The 16821-nt window shown below is 65.1% G+C and carries 16 protein-coding genes, 1 tRNA gene and 1 pseudogene; 15 read left to right on the top strand and 3 right to left on the bottom strand.

Going from position 1 to position 16821, the window contains the following annotated elements; all coding sequences use genetic code 11:
• Positions 1 to 42: 42 nt before the first annotated feature.
• Entirely contained in the window at positions 43 to 810 is a 768-nt protein-coding gene (locus tag K0O62_RS16925; protein ID WP_079244757.1) for an amidase domain-containing protein, read from the top strand.
• Here K0O62_RS16925 and K0O62_RS16920 read toward each other — a convergent pair.
• Positions 807 to 1577: an O-methyltransferase gene (locus K0O62_RS16920; RefSeq protein ID WP_073858236.1), complete on the bottom strand. Its 771-nt coding sequence runs from the start codon at positions 1575 to 1577 to the stop codon at positions 807 to 809. The two genes, K0O62_RS16925 and K0O62_RS16920, sit on opposite strands and share 4 nt — an antisense overlap.
• A gap of 143 nt (positions 1578 to 1720) precedes the next feature.
• On the opposite strand from K0O62_RS16920, the gene K0O62_RS16915 reads away from it, so the two are divergent.
• The 8 genes from K0O62_RS16915 to K0O62_RS16880 all read left to right on the top strand — a co-directional run bounded on the left by K0O62_RS16915 (position 1721) and on the right by K0O62_RS16880 (position 8958).
• On the top strand, positions 1721 to 2587 hold the full coding sequence (locus K0O62_RS16915) for a ParA family protein (RefSeq protein WP_165637025.1): 867 nt from the start codon (positions 1721 to 1723) through the stop codon (positions 2585 to 2587).
• Positions 2584 to 3408 (top strand): segregation/condensation protein A, encoded by an 825-nt coding sequence (locus K0O62_RS16910; protein ID WP_073858234.1) that lies wholly within the window; start codon positions 2584 to 2586, stop codon positions 3406 to 3408. Before K0O62_RS16915 ends, K0O62_RS16910 begins: the two co-directional genes overlap by 4 nt.
• A complete protein-coding gene (scpB, locus tag K0O62_RS16905; protein WP_073858233.1) occupies positions 3405 to 4172 on the top strand; it encodes an SMC-Scp complex subunit ScpB in 768 nt (255 codons plus the stop codon). The genes K0O62_RS16910 and scpB overlap by 4 nt, the downstream gene beginning before the upstream one ends.
• Before the next feature lies 1 nt (position 4173).
• Positions 4174 to 4917, top strand: coding sequence for a pseudouridine synthase (locus K0O62_RS16900; protein ID WP_073858232.1), 744 nt, complete (start codon positions 4174 to 4176; stop codon positions 4915 to 4917).
• Positions 4914 to 5600, top strand: a complete 687-nt coding sequence (gene cmk / locus K0O62_RS16895) for a (d)CMP kinase (RefSeq protein ID WP_073858231.1) — start codon at positions 4914 to 4916, stop codon at positions 5598 to 5600. Before K0O62_RS16900 ends, cmk begins: the two co-directional genes overlap by 4 nt.
• Positions 5597 to 7003, top strand: coding sequence for a ribosome biogenesis GTPase Der (gene der / locus K0O62_RS16890; RefSeq protein ID WP_073858230.1), 1407 nt, complete (start codon positions 5597 to 5599; stop codon positions 7001 to 7003). The genes cmk and der overlap by 4 nt, the downstream gene beginning before the upstream one ends.
• A gap of 21 nt (positions 7004 to 7024) precedes the next feature.
• The gene (locus tag K0O62_RS16885) at positions 7025 to 7807 is read left to right on the top strand and encodes a sulfite exporter TauE/SafE family protein (RefSeq protein ID WP_073858229.1); all 783 of its coding nucleotides are present in this window, start codon (positions 7025 to 7027) and stop codon (positions 7805 to 7807) included.
• Between the two features lie 215 nt (positions 7808 to 8022).
• Complete coding sequence (locus K0O62_RS16880; RefSeq protein WP_073858228.1) at positions 8023 to 8958, top strand: sulfite exporter TauE/SafE family protein; 936 nt, start codon at positions 8023 to 8025, stop codon at positions 8956 to 8958.
• On the opposite strand, the pseudogene K0O62_RS16875 reads toward K0O62_RS16880, so the two are convergent.
• Positions 8938 to 9595, bottom strand: a pseudogene (locus K0O62_RS16875) (cryptochrome/photolyase family protein); the annotation flags it as partial. The gene K0O62_RS16880 and the pseudogene K0O62_RS16875 overlap by 21 nt on opposite strands.
• A gap of 154 nt (positions 9596 to 9749) precedes the next feature.
• Between K0O62_RS16875 and K0O62_RS16870 the strand changes: the two are divergent.
• A tRNA-Pro gene (locus tag K0O62_RS16870) sits at positions 9750 to 9823 on the top strand.
• Positions 9824 to 9923: 100 nt separating this feature from the next.
• Here K0O62_RS16870 and K0O62_RS16865 read toward each other — a convergent pair.
• Positions 9924 to 11129, bottom strand: coding sequence for a tyrosine-type recombinase/integrase (locus tag K0O62_RS16865; protein WP_073858227.1), 1206 nt, complete (start codon positions 11127 to 11129; stop codon positions 9924 to 9926).
• A gap of 722 nt (positions 11130 to 11851) precedes the next feature.
• Between K0O62_RS16865 and K0O62_RS16860 the strand changes: the two genes are divergently transcribed.
• The 5 genes from K0O62_RS16860 (at position 11852) to K0O62_RS16840 (ending at position 16776) form a co-directional block, all read left to right on the top strand.
• Entirely contained in the window at positions 11852 to 12187 is a 336-nt protein-coding gene (locus K0O62_RS16860; protein WP_073858226.1) for a hypothetical protein, read from the top strand.
• A 615-nt stretch (positions 12188 to 12802) separates the two neighbouring features.
• Positions 12803 to 14032 carry a MarR family winged helix-turn-helix transcriptional regulator gene (locus K0O62_RS16855; protein WP_131817444.1) on the top strand — a complete coding sequence of 410 codons (1230 nt, stop codon included), beginning with the start codon at positions 12803 to 12805 and terminating at the stop codon, positions 14030 to 14032.
• A gap of 686 nt (positions 14033 to 14718) precedes the next feature.
• Positions 14719 to 15108 carry a DUF732 domain-containing protein gene (locus tag K0O62_RS16850; protein ID WP_165637022.1) on the top strand — a complete coding sequence of 130 codons (390 nt, stop codon included), beginning with the start codon at positions 14719 to 14721 and terminating at the stop codon, positions 15106 to 15108.
• A gap of 205 nt (positions 15109 to 15313) precedes the next feature.
• Complete coding sequence (locus K0O62_RS16845; protein WP_073858224.1) at positions 15314 to 15913, top strand: recombinase family protein; 600 nt, start codon at positions 15314 to 15316, stop codon at positions 15911 to 15913.
• Positions 15914 to 15981: 68 nt separating this feature from the next.
• Complete coding sequence (locus K0O62_RS16840) at positions 15982 to 16776, top strand: DUF2637 domain-containing protein (protein ID WP_073858223.1); 795 nt, start codon at positions 15982 to 15984, stop codon at positions 16774 to 16776.
• The last annotated feature ends 45 nt before the right edge of the window (positions 16777 to 16821 follow it).

Raw genomic sequence — 16821 nt, 5'->3', positions numbered from 1 at the left:
TGTGCAGAGTCCGCGCCGTGTTGTAGGCCGTTCGGCTGAAATATGTTGGTGCGCCGTCGTTGCAGCCACTTTCGAGTGGACGGACGCGTCTGGCGAACCGAACATTGGCCGAAGCACACGTTGATATCGGGGAGGTTCGGTGCACGGCTCAGAAGGTGGACGGCATGGCGTGCGGGTTCGGTCGAGTCGGCATGCCCTACAGGATGTTCGGTGGTGATCAGATCCCTGACATTGCTACTCGGTCTGGTCGTATCCGGTGTGGTAAACGCCCCCGCCGCATCGGCATTCGACGATTTCGATCGGCTTGGGGCGGTCACGTTCGCAAAGAAGTTCTACAACACCGCTCCGCTGGCATTCGTCGGTACGAATTCCGCCTATTTCGTTTCCCAGGCTTTATGGGATGGCGGGATGGCGCCCACCACGGAGTGGGCGCCGAACAGTTCCGACAAATCGAAATTGGCGACCGGGTTGTTGAACCCGGGCCCGACCCGGGCCGCGGCCTCGGCGGATCATTTCAAGAACTTCATGGTGTCCTCCGGGCGGGCGTCGATCAAGCAACTCGACTGGAGTGACCCCACGGCCGGCGGCGCCGAGCTCGCCGACATCATCGCGTATGACTACATCGGGCCCGCGGACGGCTTCGTGGATCATCTCGCGATCGTCACCGGTTTCACCGATGACAATCACCCATTGGTGACTCAGCAGGCGCCGTCGCGACTCAACCGCGAATGGTCGTGGGACCTGTCGGTCGGGCGGCGAATCGAGTTCACCCACCCGGGTGCGCGCGCCTACCTGTTGCATGTGAACTAGGCGGGTCCGGATCTCGGCGAGGGTCGGTCGCCCAGATAATCGGACTCCAGCACCAGGTCGGGCAGCAGCGTCTGATACTCGGCGTGCGTCTTGTGTTCGACGGTCCGCCACAGCGTGCCCTGATGCTCGGTCATATACGCGCGGTAGCGGGGTGCCCCGGGGATCCCGACGTTGTCGGCGACGACCACCGCACCGCGACGCAGCCACCCGCGGTCCAGGATGGCGCGCAGATCGGTCAGGTAGGCGTCCTTGTCGTGGTCGAGGAACAGCAGGTCCAGCTGCCCGGGGGAGAACCCGAGCCTGTCCAGGGTGGTGCCGCCGTCGCCGATGGTGCCGACCACGCAGGTGACCCGGTCCGCGACCCCGGCATGGGCCCAGATCCGGCGGGCCACCTCGGCGTTGGCCGGGGACAACTCCACCGAGAACACCCGGGCCCGCGGTGCGGCCCGCACGATGCGCAGCGCGCCGTACCCGCAGTAGGTGCCCAGTTCAAGGGCGGTCGAGGGGGCGGCCCGGCGCACGGCCGCGTCGAGCAACAGGCCCTTCTCGTCGCCGACGTTGATCAGATACGAGTGCTCGTAGGCGAAGCGATCGATGGTGGCGATCACGTCGTCGATATCGCCGGGCCGGGCCCGGGTCTCCACGAAGTCGGCGGCGGCGGCCTCGCGGCCGTCACCGATCTGGCCGGTCGTGGTGATGTGGCGCGCGCCCCAGGCCAGCCGCAGGAACGACCAGCGCAGGAACGGCAGACGTCTGGTCAGGCTCATACCTGCGACATTAGCCAGCGGGTCTGCGTTCGTGGAGGGCTCTGCACGGTTAGACTCGCTGCGATGTTCGCCATGGATGAGGGCCCCGACCTGCGGCGGTCGAGCGTGAGCTTGTCATGAGCGACGACGCCCTGCAGTTGGGCATGGTGACCCCCGACGCGAGCCCCGAGGTCGAGCTGGGCCTCACCGGCCGCCCGGTGCGCGACATCCCCGAACCCCGGCCACGCAGCGTGCACGGCCCCGCGAAGGTCATCGCGATGTGCAACCAGAAGGGCGGCGTCGGCAAGACCACCTCGACCATCAACCTGGGTGCCAGCCTGGCCGAATACGGCCGCCGGGTGCTGTTGGTCGACCTGGACCCGCAGGGCGCGCTGTCCGCCGGGCTGGGGGTACCGCACTACGAACTCGAACACACCGTGCACAACGTGCTGATCGAGCCGCGGGTGTCCATCGACGAGGTGGTCATCAAGACGCGGGTGCCCGGGCTGGACCTGGTGCCCAGCAACATCGACCTGTCGGCAGCGGAGATCCAGCTGGTCAACGAGGTGGGCCGCGAGCAGTCGCTGGCCCGCGCGCTCTACCCGGTGCTGGACCGCTACGACTACGTGCTGATCGACTGCCAGCCCTCCCTGGGGCTGCTGACCGTGAACGGCTTGGCCTGCGCCGACGGGGTGATCATCCCGACCGAATGCGAGTACTTCTCGCTGCGCGGGCTGGCGCTGCTCACCGACACCGTCGACAAGGTCCGCGACCGGCTGAACCCGAAGCTGGACATCAGCGGCATCCTGGTGACCCGTTACGACCCGCGCACCGTCAACGCCCGCGAGGTGATGGCGCGGGTGGTCGAGCGGTTCGGTGACCTGGTCTTCGACACCGTCATCACCCGCACCGTGCGATTCCCGGAGACCAGCGTGGCCGGCGAGCCGATCACCAGCTGGGCCCCGAAATCCACTGGCGCCCTGGCTTATCGGTCGTTGGCCCGTGAGGTCATCGACCGGTTCGGCGCGTGAACGACGCAGCAGCTACCGAGGCTCCCGAAGCAGCTCAGGGCTTCCAGGTCCGGCTGAGCAATTTCGAGGGCCCGTTCGACCTGCTGCTGCAGTTGATCTTCGCGCACCGCCTCGACGTCACCGAGGTCGCGCTGCATCGGGTCACCGATGAGTTCATCGCCTACACCAAGGAGATCGGGCGCACCCTCGAGCTCGATGAGACCACCGCGTTCCTGGTGATTGCCGCCACACTGCTCGATCTCAAAGCGGCCCGGTTGCTGCCCTCCGGTGAGGTGCACGACGAGGATGATCTGGCCCTGCTGGAGGTGCGCGACCTGCTGTTCGCGCGGCTGTTGCAGTACCGCGCGTTCAAGCACGTCGCCGAGATGTTCGCCGAACTGGAGGCCGCCGCGCTGCGCAGCTACCCGCGCGCGGTGTCGCTGGAACCGCAGTTCGAACAGCTGTTACCCGAGGTCATGCTGGGTGTGGACGCGGATCGGTTCGCCCAGATCGCCGCCGCTGCGTTCACTCCGCGTCCGGTGCCGACCGTTCGACTGGACCATCTGCACATCCAGCCGGTGTCGGTGCCCGAGCAGGCCAAGCGGCTGATGGCCTTGCTGGAGGTGCGCGGCATCGGGGAGTGGGCCTCGTTCTCCGAGCTGGTGGCCGACTGTTCAGGGCCGATGGAGATCGTCGGGCGGTTCCTGGCGCTATTGGAGCTGTACCGTGCCAGGGCGGTAGCATTCGAGCAGATAGAACCGCTTGGTGTGCTCCAGGTTTCGTGGACCGGAGATCGGCCAACCAACGAACACCTCGCAGCCGCAGTGGAAGAAGACTCATGACCGACGATGTGACCGATACCGAACCGGGCTCGAACCCGGCACCGGACTCGGGCGCCGAGTCGACTCCCGAGGACGGTGCGGCTCTCGACGAAACCCTCGACGAAACCCTCGAGGAAGCCGTCGAGGACGAACTCGACGATGCCGAGTTCCGCTCGGTGCTGGAGTCGCTGCTGCTGGTGGTGGACACCCCGGTGACCGTCGAGGCGCTCGCCTCGGCCACCGACAACCCGGAGCAGCGGGTGGAGTCCACCCTCAGGGAACTGGCCGCCGAACTGACCGAGCGGGGCAGCGGTATCGACCTGCGCGAGGCCGGCGGCGGTTGGCGGCTCTACACCCGGGCGCGTTATGCGCCCTATGTGGAGCGGCTGTTGCTCGACGGTGCGCGCTCCAAGCTGACCCGCGCGGCCCTGGAGACGCTGGCCGTGGTGGCCTACCGTCAGCCCGTCACCCGGGCCCGGGTGAGCGCGGTGCGCGGCGTCAACGTCGACGCGGTCATGCGGACCCTGCTGGCGCGCGGACTGATCACCGAGGCCGGTACCGATTCCGATAGTGGCGCCGTCACTTTCGCCACCACCGAGCTGTTCCTGGAACGGCTCGGGTTGTCATCGCTGACAGACCTGCCAGACATCGCGCCGCTGCTGCCCGATGTCGATGTCATCGATGACCTGAGTGAAAACCTCAGCGACGAACCGCGATTCGCCAAGCTCGCCGGTACGCGCGCTGCGCCCGACAAGCCGTCGGGCTTCGATGTGGACAAGGACTGACATGGTCGAGCCGGATGGAGTTCGGTTACAGAAAGTGCTGTCGCAGGCGGGAATTGCCTCCCGTCGCGTCGCAGAGCGGATGATCCTGGACGGCCGGGTAGAGGTGGACGGCAGGATCGTCACCGAACTGGGCACCCGGGTGGACCCGGACAACTCGGAGATCCGGGTGGACGGCGCCAGGGTGTTGCTCGACGACACCCTGGTGTACCTGGCGATCAACAAAGAGCGCGGTATGCACTCGACGATGTCCGACGACCGGGGCCGGCCCTGTGTGGGCGACCTGGTGGAGCATCGGGTGCGCGGCAACAAGAACCTCTTCCACGTCGGGCGTCTGGATGCCGACACCGAGGGGCTGTTGATACTGACCAACGACGGTGAACTCGCGCACCGGTTGATGCACCCGTCGTATCAGGTGCCCAAGACCTACCTGGCCACCGTCGCCGGCTCGGTGCCGCGCGGGCTGGGCAAGAAGCTGCGCGCCGGGGTGGAACTCGACGACGGCCCGGTGGCCGTCGACGATTTCGCGCTGGTGGACACCCTGCCCGGCAAGTCGATGGTCAAGGTGACGCTGCACGAGGGCCGCAAGCGCATCGTCCGCCGGCTGCTGGCCTCGGTGGGTTTCCCGGTCCAGGATCTGGTGCGCACCAACATCGGTTCGGTCGAACTCGGTGACATGCGCCCGGGCAGCATCCGCGTGCTGACCCGCAAGGAGATCGGTGAGCTGTACCAGGCGGTGGGAATGTGAGTGCTGTGTTGACGGTTGCCCTTGACGGGCCCGCAGGTACCGGGAAGTCCACGGTGTCACGTGGTTTGGCGCGCGCCATGGGCCTGCGCTACCTGAACACCGGGGCCATGTACCGGATCGTCACGCTGGCCGTGCTGCGGGCCGGAGTGGACCTCGCCGACGAACAGCGGGTGGCCGAGGTGGCCGACGGTGTCGACCTGGCGGTCGGCTACAACCCGGATGAGGATCTCGCTTTCCTTGCCGGAGAAGACGTCTCGCAGGAGATCCGCGGTGACGAGGTCACCGGCGCGGTGTCGGCGGTCTCCGCGGTGCCCGCCGTGCGGGCCCGGCTGGTGCAGTTGCAGCGTCAACTCGCCGCCGAGGACGGCGGGGTGGTGGTCGAGGGCCGCGACATCGGCACCGTGGTGCTTCCGGACGCCGACGTGAAGATCTTCCTGACGGCTTCGGCCGAGGTGCGGGCGCGGCGGCGCAACGCGCAGAACATCGCCAACGGCATCGGCGATGCCTACGAGGCGGTGCTCGCCGATGTGAAGCGCCGTGATCATCTCGACTCCACCCGCGCGGTGTCGCCGCTGCGGCCGGCCGAGGATGCGGTGATCGTGGACACCAGCGATATGAACGAGGCGGAAGTGATAGCTCATCTGCAGCAGTTGGTGCAGCAGCGGGCCGGAGTGAGCCGATGACTGAAGACGGTACCTGGTCCGACGAGAGTGACTGGGAGGTCGGCACTTTCGACGATGAAGTAGCGGAAGAGGAGCTCGCTCCGCCGCCGGTGCTCGCCGTCGTGGGGCGGCCCAACGTCGGCAAGTCCACGTTGGTCAACCGGATCCTGGGGCGCCGCGAGGCCGTCGTGCAGGACATCCCGGGGGTGACCCGCGACCGGGTCTCCTACGACGCGAACTACCTCGGCCGCCGATTCGTCGTGCAGGACACCGGTGGCTGGGAACCCGACGCCAAGGGACTGCAGCAGAAGGTCGCCGAACAGGCCACCGTGGCCATGCAGACCGCCGACGCGATCATCATGGTGGTCGACGCGGTGGTCGGGGCGACCTCGGCCGACGAGGCCGCGGCCAAACGCCTGCAGCGTTCCGGTAAGCCGGTTTTCCTGGCGGCCAACAAGGTCGACACCGAGCGCGGTGAGGCGGACGCGGCAGCGCTGTGGTCGCTGGGCCTGGGCCAGCCGCACCCGATCAGCGCCATACACGGGCGTGGTGTCGCCGACCTGCTGGACACGGTGATGGAGAAGCTGCCCGAGGCCTCCGAGGTCCGTGGCGGGACCGGCGGCCCGCGCCGCGTCGCGCTGGTCGGTAAACCGAACGTGGGCAAGAGTTCACTGCTGAACAGGCTGGCCGGCGACGAACGTTCGGTGGTCCACGACGTCGCGGGCACCACCGTGGACCCGGTGGACTCGCTGATCGAATTGGGCGGCAAGACTTGGCGTTTCGTCGACACCGCCGGGTTGCGTCGCAAGGTCGGCCAGGCCAGCGGGCATGAGTTCTACGCCTCGGTGCGCACCCACAGCGCGATCGACGCCGCCGAGGTGGTCGTCGTGTTGATCGATGGTTCGCAGCCGCTCACCGAGCAGGACCAGCGGGTGCTGACCATGGTGATCGAGGCCGGACGGGCCCTGGTGTTGGCCTTCAACAAGTGGGATCTGGTCGACGAGGACCGGCGCTACGTGTTGGACAAGGAAATCGACCGCGAGCTGGCGCAGCTGCAGTGGGCGCCGCGGGTCAACATCTCGGCCAAGACCGGGCGTGCGGTGCAGAAGCTGGTGCCGGCGCTGGAAACCTCGTTGGCGTCCTGGGACACCCGCATCCCGACCGGCCGGCTGAACACGTTCTTCAAGGAGATCGTGGCTGCGACCCCGCCGCCGGTGCGCGGCGGGAAGCAGCCCCGCATCCTGTTCGCCACTCAGGCGGCCACGCGTCCGCCGACGTTCGTGTTGTTCACCAGCGGCTTCCTGGAGGCCGGCTACCGCCGGTTCCTGGAGCGCAAGCTGCGCGAGACGTTCGGCTTCGAGGGCAGCCCGATCCGGATCAATGTGCGGGTCCGGGAGAAGCGCGGGGCTCCGAAGAAGCGTTAGCCACTGGGTAGGGTGGCCGGAATGTCCACCCTCCACATGCTGCTGATCGCGTTGGCCGGGGTGGGTGCCGGGGCGATCAATGCAGTTGTCGGCTCGGGCACCCTGATCACCTTCCCGACGCTGGTTGCGCTCGGCTTCCCGCCCGTCACCGCGACGATGTCGAATGCGGTGGGGCTGGTGGCCGGTGGGGTGTCGGGCACCTGGGGGTACCGCCGCGAACTGCGCGGCCAGTGGGACCGGCTGCGCTGGCAGATCCCGGCGTCGCTGATCGGCGCGGGGATCGGGGCCTGGCTGCTGCTGCACCTGCCGGAGAAGGTGTTCCAACAGGTTGTCCCGGTGCTGCTGGTCCTGGCGCTGGTGTTGGTGGTGATCGGCCCGCGTATTCAGGTCTGGGCGCGGCGGCGCGCCGAGTTTCTCGGTCAATCGGAAGAGCACGTCAGTGTGGCGCGGATGGCGGCGTTGGTTGCCGGCACGTTCGCGGTCGGGGTGTACGGCGGCTACTTCACCGCAGCCCAGGGCATCCTGCTGATCGCGGTGATGGGGGCACTGCTGCCGGAGGACATGCAGCGCATGAATGCCGCCAAGAACCTGCTGTCACTGCTGGTGAACATCGTGGCCGCGCTGGCCTACACCGCGGTGGCGTTCGACCGGATCAGCTGGGTGGCGGCCGGTCTGATCGCGGTGGGTTCGCTGATCGGCGGATTCCTCGGCGCGCACTACGGGCGGCGGTTGTCGCCGGCTGCGCTGCGGGCCGTCATCGTCGTGGTCGGATTGATCGGGCTCTACCGGTTGCTGTCTGTGTAGGCTGATCCAGGTTTGGTTGCCAGAAGCGAGGATGTTCGATGGCTGATCGTGTGCGGGTTGCCCCGGCACCGTCAGACGCGTTCGCGCTTGAGCCGTTCTGGCCGTCCCGCCGGCTGATGGCATTCGACGAGTGGTGTTGTTGTCCGCGTCCCTGACGCGCCTTCACCCCGTTCGATGCGGCCACTTCACGGTGGCCACCCTCTCCGAGAGCAGCCATGCGTTCGCTTCTGATCTTCACCTTCGTCGGCATCGGCGCCCAACTCGTCGACGGCGCCCTGGGTATGGCCTTCGGTGTCACCGCCACCACACTGCTGGTCCTTTCCGGGGTGGGCGCCGCCCAGGCCAGCGCCGCGGTGCACCTCGCCGAGGTCGGCACCACCTTCGCGTCCGGGCTGTCGCACTGGAAGTTCAAGAACATCGACTGGGTGCTGGTGCTCAAGCTCGGCGCGCCGGGGGCGGTCGGGGCGTTCCTGGGCGCCACCTTGTTGTCCTCGCTGTCCACCGAGCATGCCGCGCCGCTGATGGCGGGGATCCTGATGGCGATCGGCACCTATGTGCTGCTTCGGTTCTCGCTGGGCACTCCGTTGACCTTCGGTGCCAAGGGCACCAGCCACAGTGTGAAATTCCTGGCGCCGCTGGGACTGTTCGGTGGGTTCATCGACGCTTCCGGTGGCGGTGGCTGGGGTCCCGTCACGACCAGCACGCTGCTTTCGCAGGGCAAGACGGCCCCGCGGACCGTCATCGGTTCGGTCAGCGCGTCGGAGTTCCTGGTGGCGCTGTCGGCGTCGCTGGGCTTCCTGATCGGGTTGCGTCATGAATTCCTGGAGAACTGGCCGATCGTCGTCGGCCTGATGGTGGGTGGCGTCATCGCGGCGCCGTTCGCCGCCTGGCTGGTCAGTCGGGTCAGCCCCGCGCTTCTGGGCACCGCGGTCGGCGGCGTCATCGTGCTCACCAACAGCCAGAAGTTGGTGCACTTCTTCGATATCCAGTGGCCGTGGTCGACGGCGATCTACGCATTGATCGTGGTGGCGTGGGTGTCGTTGGTGGTGCATGCCTGGCGGGTGTCGCGGGCACCGAAGTTCGCTCCCGATGCGGGCGTGCCCGCGGCGGTCGAGCAGCAAGATCCCGAGTCAGAATCGGTCGCGCGCTGATTCCTGTTCCAGCACCGCCTGCAGGTCGGTGAGCCGGTCCATCGAGGACACCGCCCGGCGGGTGCGCATGTTCTTGGCGAGCCGGTCGCGGTGGCGGTGGGTGAAGGCCCAGTAGCCGCGCTGCAGGGCGTGGCTGCCGAGCACCATCAGCCGTTGGATGTGATGGGTCCAGCCGCGGTCCCGGACGCCCTCCAGCGCGTGGTGCAGGCACTGCGCGGTGATCGTGTCGGCGCCGGCCCACCAGCCCGGCAGCGGGTGCGGGCGTCGAGTTCATTGCGGCCGGTGTAGTCGGGGCCGAAGTGCCGGTACAGGTGCCACATGTATTCGCGCCCGCCGAGGATCCGGCGGTGAAGCCCTCCGACGGCCGGCAGCCGTGCCCGGTGGTCCCGGTAGGCGCGTTCAGCCGGTGCGCGATGAACCGGGTCAGGGCGCGTTTGGCCTCGGCGGGGGAGGCGGCGAACAGGAGTGACCCGTCTTCTCCGATGGTGTCGAGGCCGAGCCGGTCCAGGTCGTGGCGCACCCGCTCGTCGATGTCGTCCTCGCCGGGGGCGGTAGGGGGCCGGGACGTCCAGAGTGCCTGCTTCTTGGATGGCGGCTCGCGGTTGTCCTCGTCGTTGTTCCGCCGGTCGCCGACGGGTGGCGGGGCCGAGCTGGTCGGTGAACAGCCACAGGGGAGTGTCCTTGCTCACCGCTGGTAGGTACCCCGATCTCGGGGTGGATGACGCGGTTGGGATTTGAGTGGGGGGCTGAGGTAGAGTTTCGCTCGCCTACCGGCGATCCCGGAAGGCACTCGGGCTGTGGCGCAGCTTGGTAGCGCACTTGACTGGGGGTCAAGTGGTCGCAGGTTCAAATCCTGTCAGCCCGACAGATGTAGTAGCAGTTCAGAGGCGGTTTCGGAGAAATTCGAAGCCGCCTTTTCTGTACCCCCAGGGGGTGTGGATAGCAACGCGGATAGCAACGGCCGTTCAAAGGTCGAGAATGCCGAACTGATCGGCAAGGGCATCGACGGCTGATCGAGCGGTGTCATCGCTGGTGTGGCCGTACACGTCACCGGTGATGGCGATCGAGGAATGCCCGAGTAGATCGGCGACCGCTTTGATATGGGTGCCGCCCTCAAGCCAGGCCACGGCAGCGCTGTGCCTCAAGGTATGGACGCCAATGCCGTCCATGTTTGCTTTCTCTGCCGCGAGCTGGACAGTCCGCAGGGCGTTGCGCGGATCGACTGGTGTGCCCCTCTCCGTCGCGAACACGAGATCATGGTCTTCCCACACGTTGGCTGCGCGCAACCGTTCTGCCACCTGATCGGCGCGGTGCCGCCGCAACATGGCCACCAACGGTGCGGACAGGGGCACTGACCGCCGGGACCGCTCAGTCTTGGGCTCGGTGATGATCAGCTCGGCGCCAACACGGCCGAGCGTGCCTCGGACGAACAGTGTGCGAGCTTCAAGGTCGACGTCGGACCAGTGCAGTGCCAGTGCCTCTCCGCGTCGGACGCCAGTACCGGCGATCAGCACCAGCACATTTCGATACCGCAGGCCCTCTGCACACAAAAGCAGCTTGTTCACGTCGACCGCCTCAACGTGTTTCGCCTCCCTGCGCGCGACGCCGGGCCGCTTCACGGCAGCTGCTGGGTTCTTGGCCAATAGGCCATCGCGCACGGCACCGTCGAGGCCAGCCCGCAGAACTGTGTAGATCTGCCGGATTGTGGCGTCGGACAGAGCGCGGACCGGCTTGGGATCCGGCTCAGCCTCGGTCACCTTGCCCGGCTTGGTCATAGCCCGCAGGGTGAGTACAAGACCCTCAACGTCCGAAGGCTTCAGCTTGTCCAGCCTAATTTCTCCGAACGGTTCGGTTTCAAGATGCCGACGGCTCAAATTGCCGTACAACTCCTTCGTCGATGCCTTGCGATTCGAAGCGGCCAGGGTTGTGGCTCGCCAGTGCGCTAGCCAGTCGGCAACGCTGCGCTTGGAGTCCTTAACGGCCGCACCGTTTTCGAGACGGGTGCGGACCGCCTTCATCTTGTCGCGCACATCCGTACGGGTCTTCCCGTACACCATGTGCCGCTTGGCTGCGCCTAACTCGTCGGTATAGCTGACCGCACCGATGTACCCGGCCTGCCGACCGTTGCGCATGCGCTTGTAGATGCTGCCCTCACCGTTGGCGTTGGCCATGTTCTGCTCCTATGCCCGTGGGTCGCCATCTCGGCGATATGAGGTCTCGACTGCCGGGGCTCGGCATTCTCTCGGCCTATGACCGAGGTGATGGCGCCGCCTGTGTTGGTCCGGCTCAGTCCGTGAGGATACGCCGATGTACTGACATGTCGGCTTGGGTTGAAGGCTGCTGTTTGCTCTATTTTGAACGCCCGGAATCGAGCTCTCATTGTGGCGAAATATCGCGACCTCGCGTGAGTCGACAATTGCTAGAAGAAAACTATACGAGTTCTATATGAAAGTTACTCGATCTCGTGTTTGCTCTCCTAAAACTGCAGTTAAGGGGTGTCAAAGATTGGTTGCGTGGCTTTGCTACATGTGCGTACTCTAGCGGTCAGTAGGGTGCGCAGGTGGACTGAAACGGGGTTGTGGATGAGTGTTAATAGCCGACTATGTTCAATATCGGATACCGGGCTGAGGATGGGTGGACTGAGTAGTTCAACGGTGTACGAGCTCATCAAGAAAGGTCATCTTCAAAAGGTGAACATCGGTCGCCGTGGGTTTGTTACCGCCGAGTCGATTAATGCGTATATCGATCAACTTTCAGGCACTCCGGCGAACGAGTCGGATCAGGGTGTTCAAGCGGGCGACCAGGGACGTGGTGGGCACGGGTTGAAATCAACACTTGTGGGTGACGATGCGCGTGCCCTCGGCCGCCCCTCGGGCAGGTAGGAGCAACCCTGATGAGTTCGCTCGTGGCTAACCGCGCGCTGCGCCGCGTCGTCGATCTCCCGGTATCCCCGGCGCTCGCTGCAGATCCCGCCGGTCGGCAGCGCCTTCATGACCAGCTCTATGCTGCAGGACTTTTCGAGGGTCTCAGCTGGCCAGATGCCGCGCTCGTCGCCGATGCCGTCACCGCGGATGCTGGCCGCACTGATGGAGTAGGGGCGATGCGTCACCGTGCCAGGACGGTGGCAGTCGGTAGAGAGACGTGGGACGACCGGGTGTCGGTTGTATGGGCGCTGACAGTCGCCGCTGATGTTCTTGAGATGTTCGGTGAGACGGGCGACGTCATGTAGTGCGCCGAGTATTCGACGGCTGTGCACTCGGAGTGTCATCGGCCCAGTCGGTCCGGGCGGGAGTCGCAAGTCAGACCAAATCTGCAGTGTAGAAGATGGTTCCGCTATCGCATGAAGTCCAGAAAGAGGTGCTCCTAGATCACTCACATCGCCAACGCGCGTCGCTTCTGCTGTGAAGAAATGCCGCGGGTGGCTCCGCAGATTTGTTATGCCCGAAACAGGAGACGCTCCGGCGGCCACCGGAGCGTATCTCCAACAACAAGAACCTCTGGGAAGAAGTCTATTTATGACCGTACCGCACATTGATCGGTTCGCTTGCGGTTCAACTAGCCAGTTTCACCGGCCGACATGGTTGCGGCCCAATGTCGATCAGTTTTCTCGCGACGTCCTCGAAGACCTGGGTCTTTCAGTTTCCGAAAGCGGAAGCGCAGCAAGCGAACCGCCGAAGAAACGGTGACGACCGGACGCACTTCGGAGGTCTGGTCTGATCCCCGAGGATTCACCAAGTACCCGAACGCGATGTTTGGGAGGTTCGAGTCCTCACCGACGGCGGTCTGGTTGGCGCTGCACCGATTTGCGCACTTTCGTAATGGTGCTCGGCCGAAACTAGACACCGTGATCGCCATGACCGGCCTGAGGCGCACGGCGGTCAAGCACGCCATTCATGAGGTGCTGGTGCCCAACGGAGTGTTGACGGTGACCTCGCGAGGCAACGGAAGCCTGCCGAACCACTACGGGTTCCCAGACCAGGGCGGAACTTTCACGCAGTGGCCCAACTTGCTGTGGAAGCGTGATTTGGTACCCCGCCAAATCGTCGTACTCCTGGCGTTGTTACGAGTCAAGGACCTAGCGTACGGAGCCATGCCTGAGATCCGCGACATCGCAGCGCGGACGAAGACAGGAAAGAACACGGTAGGCCAGGCAGTCAAAGAGTTGGAGCACATGGGCCTGATTACTGTGGAGCGCCGCGGCACTCACTGGAACGGCAGGAGGCTGACGCACCGCTATACGTTCCCCTGGTTGGAAACCGGCGCCGTCCCGGCCGTGGCGGCCGATACTCCGCCGGTTGACCTCGACACTCGTACCTGCGTAATACCCGAGACCGGCTACCCCGGTACCCGAGAGCGACCGCCCCGGTACCCGACGGCGGCCACCCCTGTACCTGGGGGCGGCCTCGAAGAAGACTTATCTATCAAGACTGATGAAGAAATACTGAAGGTAGAAAGACTGAGTGAACGCCGCGCTGCGCGCGGCGGCGCTGCTCCCGCTGCTTTCGGATTCAGTCCGCCTGCGGCGGGGCCAGGAGGTGGCGGTGCGGCGGACCTGGTCGGCTTGAGCAGCGGCGGGACGTCCTGGGAGGAACGAGAAGTTCCCGGGCCCATTAGCTCATCTAAGTATAGAAATTACCTCCGAGACTCTGTCGACGCTGAGCGGATCGTGAGCTGTTGGGAGGAAGTCCGTGGACCCGCACCGAGTCCCCAGGTACTCCAGAGATGGGTGAGATCGGCGTATCAGCTCTTGGCCGAAGACGGCCGACCGGTGGAGGAAGTGCTGTGGCTGATTCGATGGGTGGCGGCTGACGACCGATGGTCGCGGCGGGTGAAGACTCTGGGGTGGCTCCGGGGCGGTGGCGGCGACCGATACGCCGATCTGGTGGGCGAAGCGAAGAACATCAACCCCAGCGCGCCGGGTTGTGAGAGTCAACTGGGCGGGGTTGGTCTCACTGCATCGGCAGCCAACGAGGAGGTGTCAGCGGAAGTGGATGCCAGTCTTGATAGGCGTGCGGATGAACCCCTTGCCAGTCTGCGGGCGCGTCTCGCGTTGGGGTCTGGGGGTCCGGCATGAAAGCACTGTCGGTGGAGTCCGCTTGCGGTCCCGTCGAGCGTGTGTGCGGAGCAAAAGGTCAGCGCACCACCTCGACGCCCTCAACCTCAGGGTCGGGCGGCACCGGTGAGCATCGGCTCGAAATGGGAAAAAGCATCAGCACTTTGGACTTCCGGGGCACCCAAGTCCAAAGCCCACGGGTCAGGCGCTGGTCCTGCCGCAGAAGCGCTTGGTCGCTTGACCTGCTGTTTTGATCGCCCGGCTGGCCATAATAGGTATAGGGCGGACCTAGAATTCAGCCGCTAAGTTCAAGTGATGCAGAAGATTTGGACTTAGTGGAAGTTCGGTGGCCGCGCGCATGGCGTGGCTTCCCAAAAGGGGTGCCTCGATCAGCTCTATAACAGGTTGGGGTACTGACTTCAGTATCGACTCAACGGTTCGGTCGGGCGGTGTCGGTTGTTCGGATGAAATCGGCTGCCTTTGGCCGTAGTGCGGGACGCATGCTTGATATACCTCCGGGAAACAGGAGGGTCATGCAGAGATTCACCTTGGCGGCATTTCTGGTTCTAGCGTTGGTCGGCGGAGCGGGCTCTCTAATCGTTGCCCCGGCTCTAGCGTCTCCGCCTACGTACTGCCAGTCTGATCTTGGCGGCAGGGTCGTAACGGTCCTGTGCACGACATGCGAGGATATGCTTTCCCAGCCCGGAATGGCCGGGAATGTGGACTGTTCAGCATTGCGTCCGATCCCAGCAGATCTGTCGCAACCGTCGGCTGCGGGTCTCCCACCGGCTACCGGAGATCCCGGGCAGCTGAACTCGATTGAACAGAAGTACCTGGCCGATCTCGCCGCCATCCAGATCCACCCGACATCGACGGCACAGAAGCTTGCCGGTACGGGAAACATCTTCTGCGGGCATCTCATCGATGCATACCGGCGTTACCCGGGTCCGGCGGCGGCCCGAGGAGTCAAGGATGGGCTAGCTTCAACGATCATCGCCGGGAATCCCGGCCTCACATGGGATCAGGCCGTTGGCTGGGTCCAGGCTGCTGTTAACAGCTTCTGCCCAGACCGCATCACTGGGATGTATTACCAGTAGCGGCTCGTCGTACGCTACGGCAGCTGTGGACGCAGCCAGGCCATGTGCCGACGCCGACGCCGACGGCGTTAGGGAATCTCAATTCTTTAGTTCTGCGACAAACTCAGTCAGGCATCTTGCAGCTCAGGAAATCCCATGTCGCGTGTCGCAAAAGTTGTCGCGTATCTAAATGGTTGGTACCATTCTTTTGAGATAGAATCGTGGCATGCCCGCCAAGCTCGTCACCCCCGCACCTACTGGCCAGCTTCTCGGCTATGCCCGAGTCAGCGGTGGGCACCAGTCCCTTGACCAACAGCATGACGCGCTTGCAGAAGCGGGGGTGAGTGTGGACCGCATCTATGACGACAAGTTGTCGGGCACGTCGACCAAGGAGCAGCGCTCCGGACTGACGGCCTTGCTCGACTACGCCCGTCCTGGTGACACCATCGTGGTGGTCGGCATCGACAGGTTGGGCCGCAATGCCGCTGAAGTCATGACGACGATTCGTGATCTCGGTCAACGCGAAATCGTGCTCAAGTCGCTTCGGGAGGGCATTGACACTTCGAACGCGGCCGGTCGCATGGTGGCCGGTGTGCTGGCCAGCCTCGCGCAGCTCGAGCTCGAGCTACAGCGTGAGCGCAGGACCGCGGCTAAATCAGCGCGAAAGGCACGCGGCCTGCCGATCGGGCGCCCCAAAGCGCTCAGTGACTCACAGATCCGGCAGGCAGAGCAGCTTCGCGCCAGCGGCGAACCAATCCCCGAGATCGCAGCCACCCTCGGTGTAAGCAGGGCCACGCTCTACCGGGCACTGGCCGACAGGCAATGACCACGTGAGGGTGACCCTGAACGCACTCAATAACTGAACCGCTGAGTGCAAACTGACTAGGAGGCGCCGTGCCCGCTGCGCAGAACGACATCGCCCGCTCCGACCACCGACGCGCTCGACGGTACTTCTGGGTCTGGCTACTTCTTGCGACGTGGGTGTCGCTGAGCGGCAACGTCGCGCATGCGCTTATCACCGCGCCATTGGACACCCGCTGGCTGGCCGCCGGGGTCGCAGCAGTACCGCCAGTGGCGCTGCTGATGTCGGTCCACGGCTTGGCGGTGCTGGCCAAAGCGAAGGCATCTGGCGCGGTCTATCGGTGGTCGGTCACAGCGACATCAGCACTCGCGCTGGGAGCGTTCCTGCTGTCGTTCGTCGCGTTACGGGATCTCGCGGTCATCGCGGGAATCAGGCCCCTTCTCGCGCCGGTGTTGCCGCTGGTAATCGACTTGGCGGTCGCCGTCGCCACCTTGGCGTTGGTCGCGATTGGCGACAAACCGGCACGTCGAAGCCCTGCCGCGGGTCGAAGCGTGGACGCGACCGCGATGCCACGCAGCAGCGCTAAGCGCGCGTCGAGGGGTTCTGCTGGGGGCCTGGGCGCGACCGACACCCGCGAAGAGCACACCCCGTCGCGGCAAGACGGCGCGAGAGTGCCCAAAGATCGCGCACACCAGGAAATCGCGGCTGAGCTGGTCGACGCGAAGCTGACGCGGCAACCGGTAGATGTCGTTGCCGGTATTCTCGCCGCCCATGAGGGTGGCGCCCCGTTGAATCGGATTGCCAAGGATCTCAAGGTGCACCACAGTGCGGTGTCGCGGGTGATCAACGCTTCTGGACAGCGAAGTCTGGAAGCTGTCCCGGCGTAACCGTTTTCGGGAACCTGGGCATTCACGATGCCCGCAATGCGGCGT

It is taken from the genome of Mycolicibacterium diernhoferi (assembly GCF_019456655.1).
Lineage (GTDB): Bacteria > Actinomycetota > Actinomycetes > Mycobacteriales > Mycobacteriaceae > Mycobacterium > Mycobacterium diernhoferi.
Note: the sequence above shows the minus strand (reverse complement) of the source record. Positions and strands in the feature narration are given on the sequence as shown.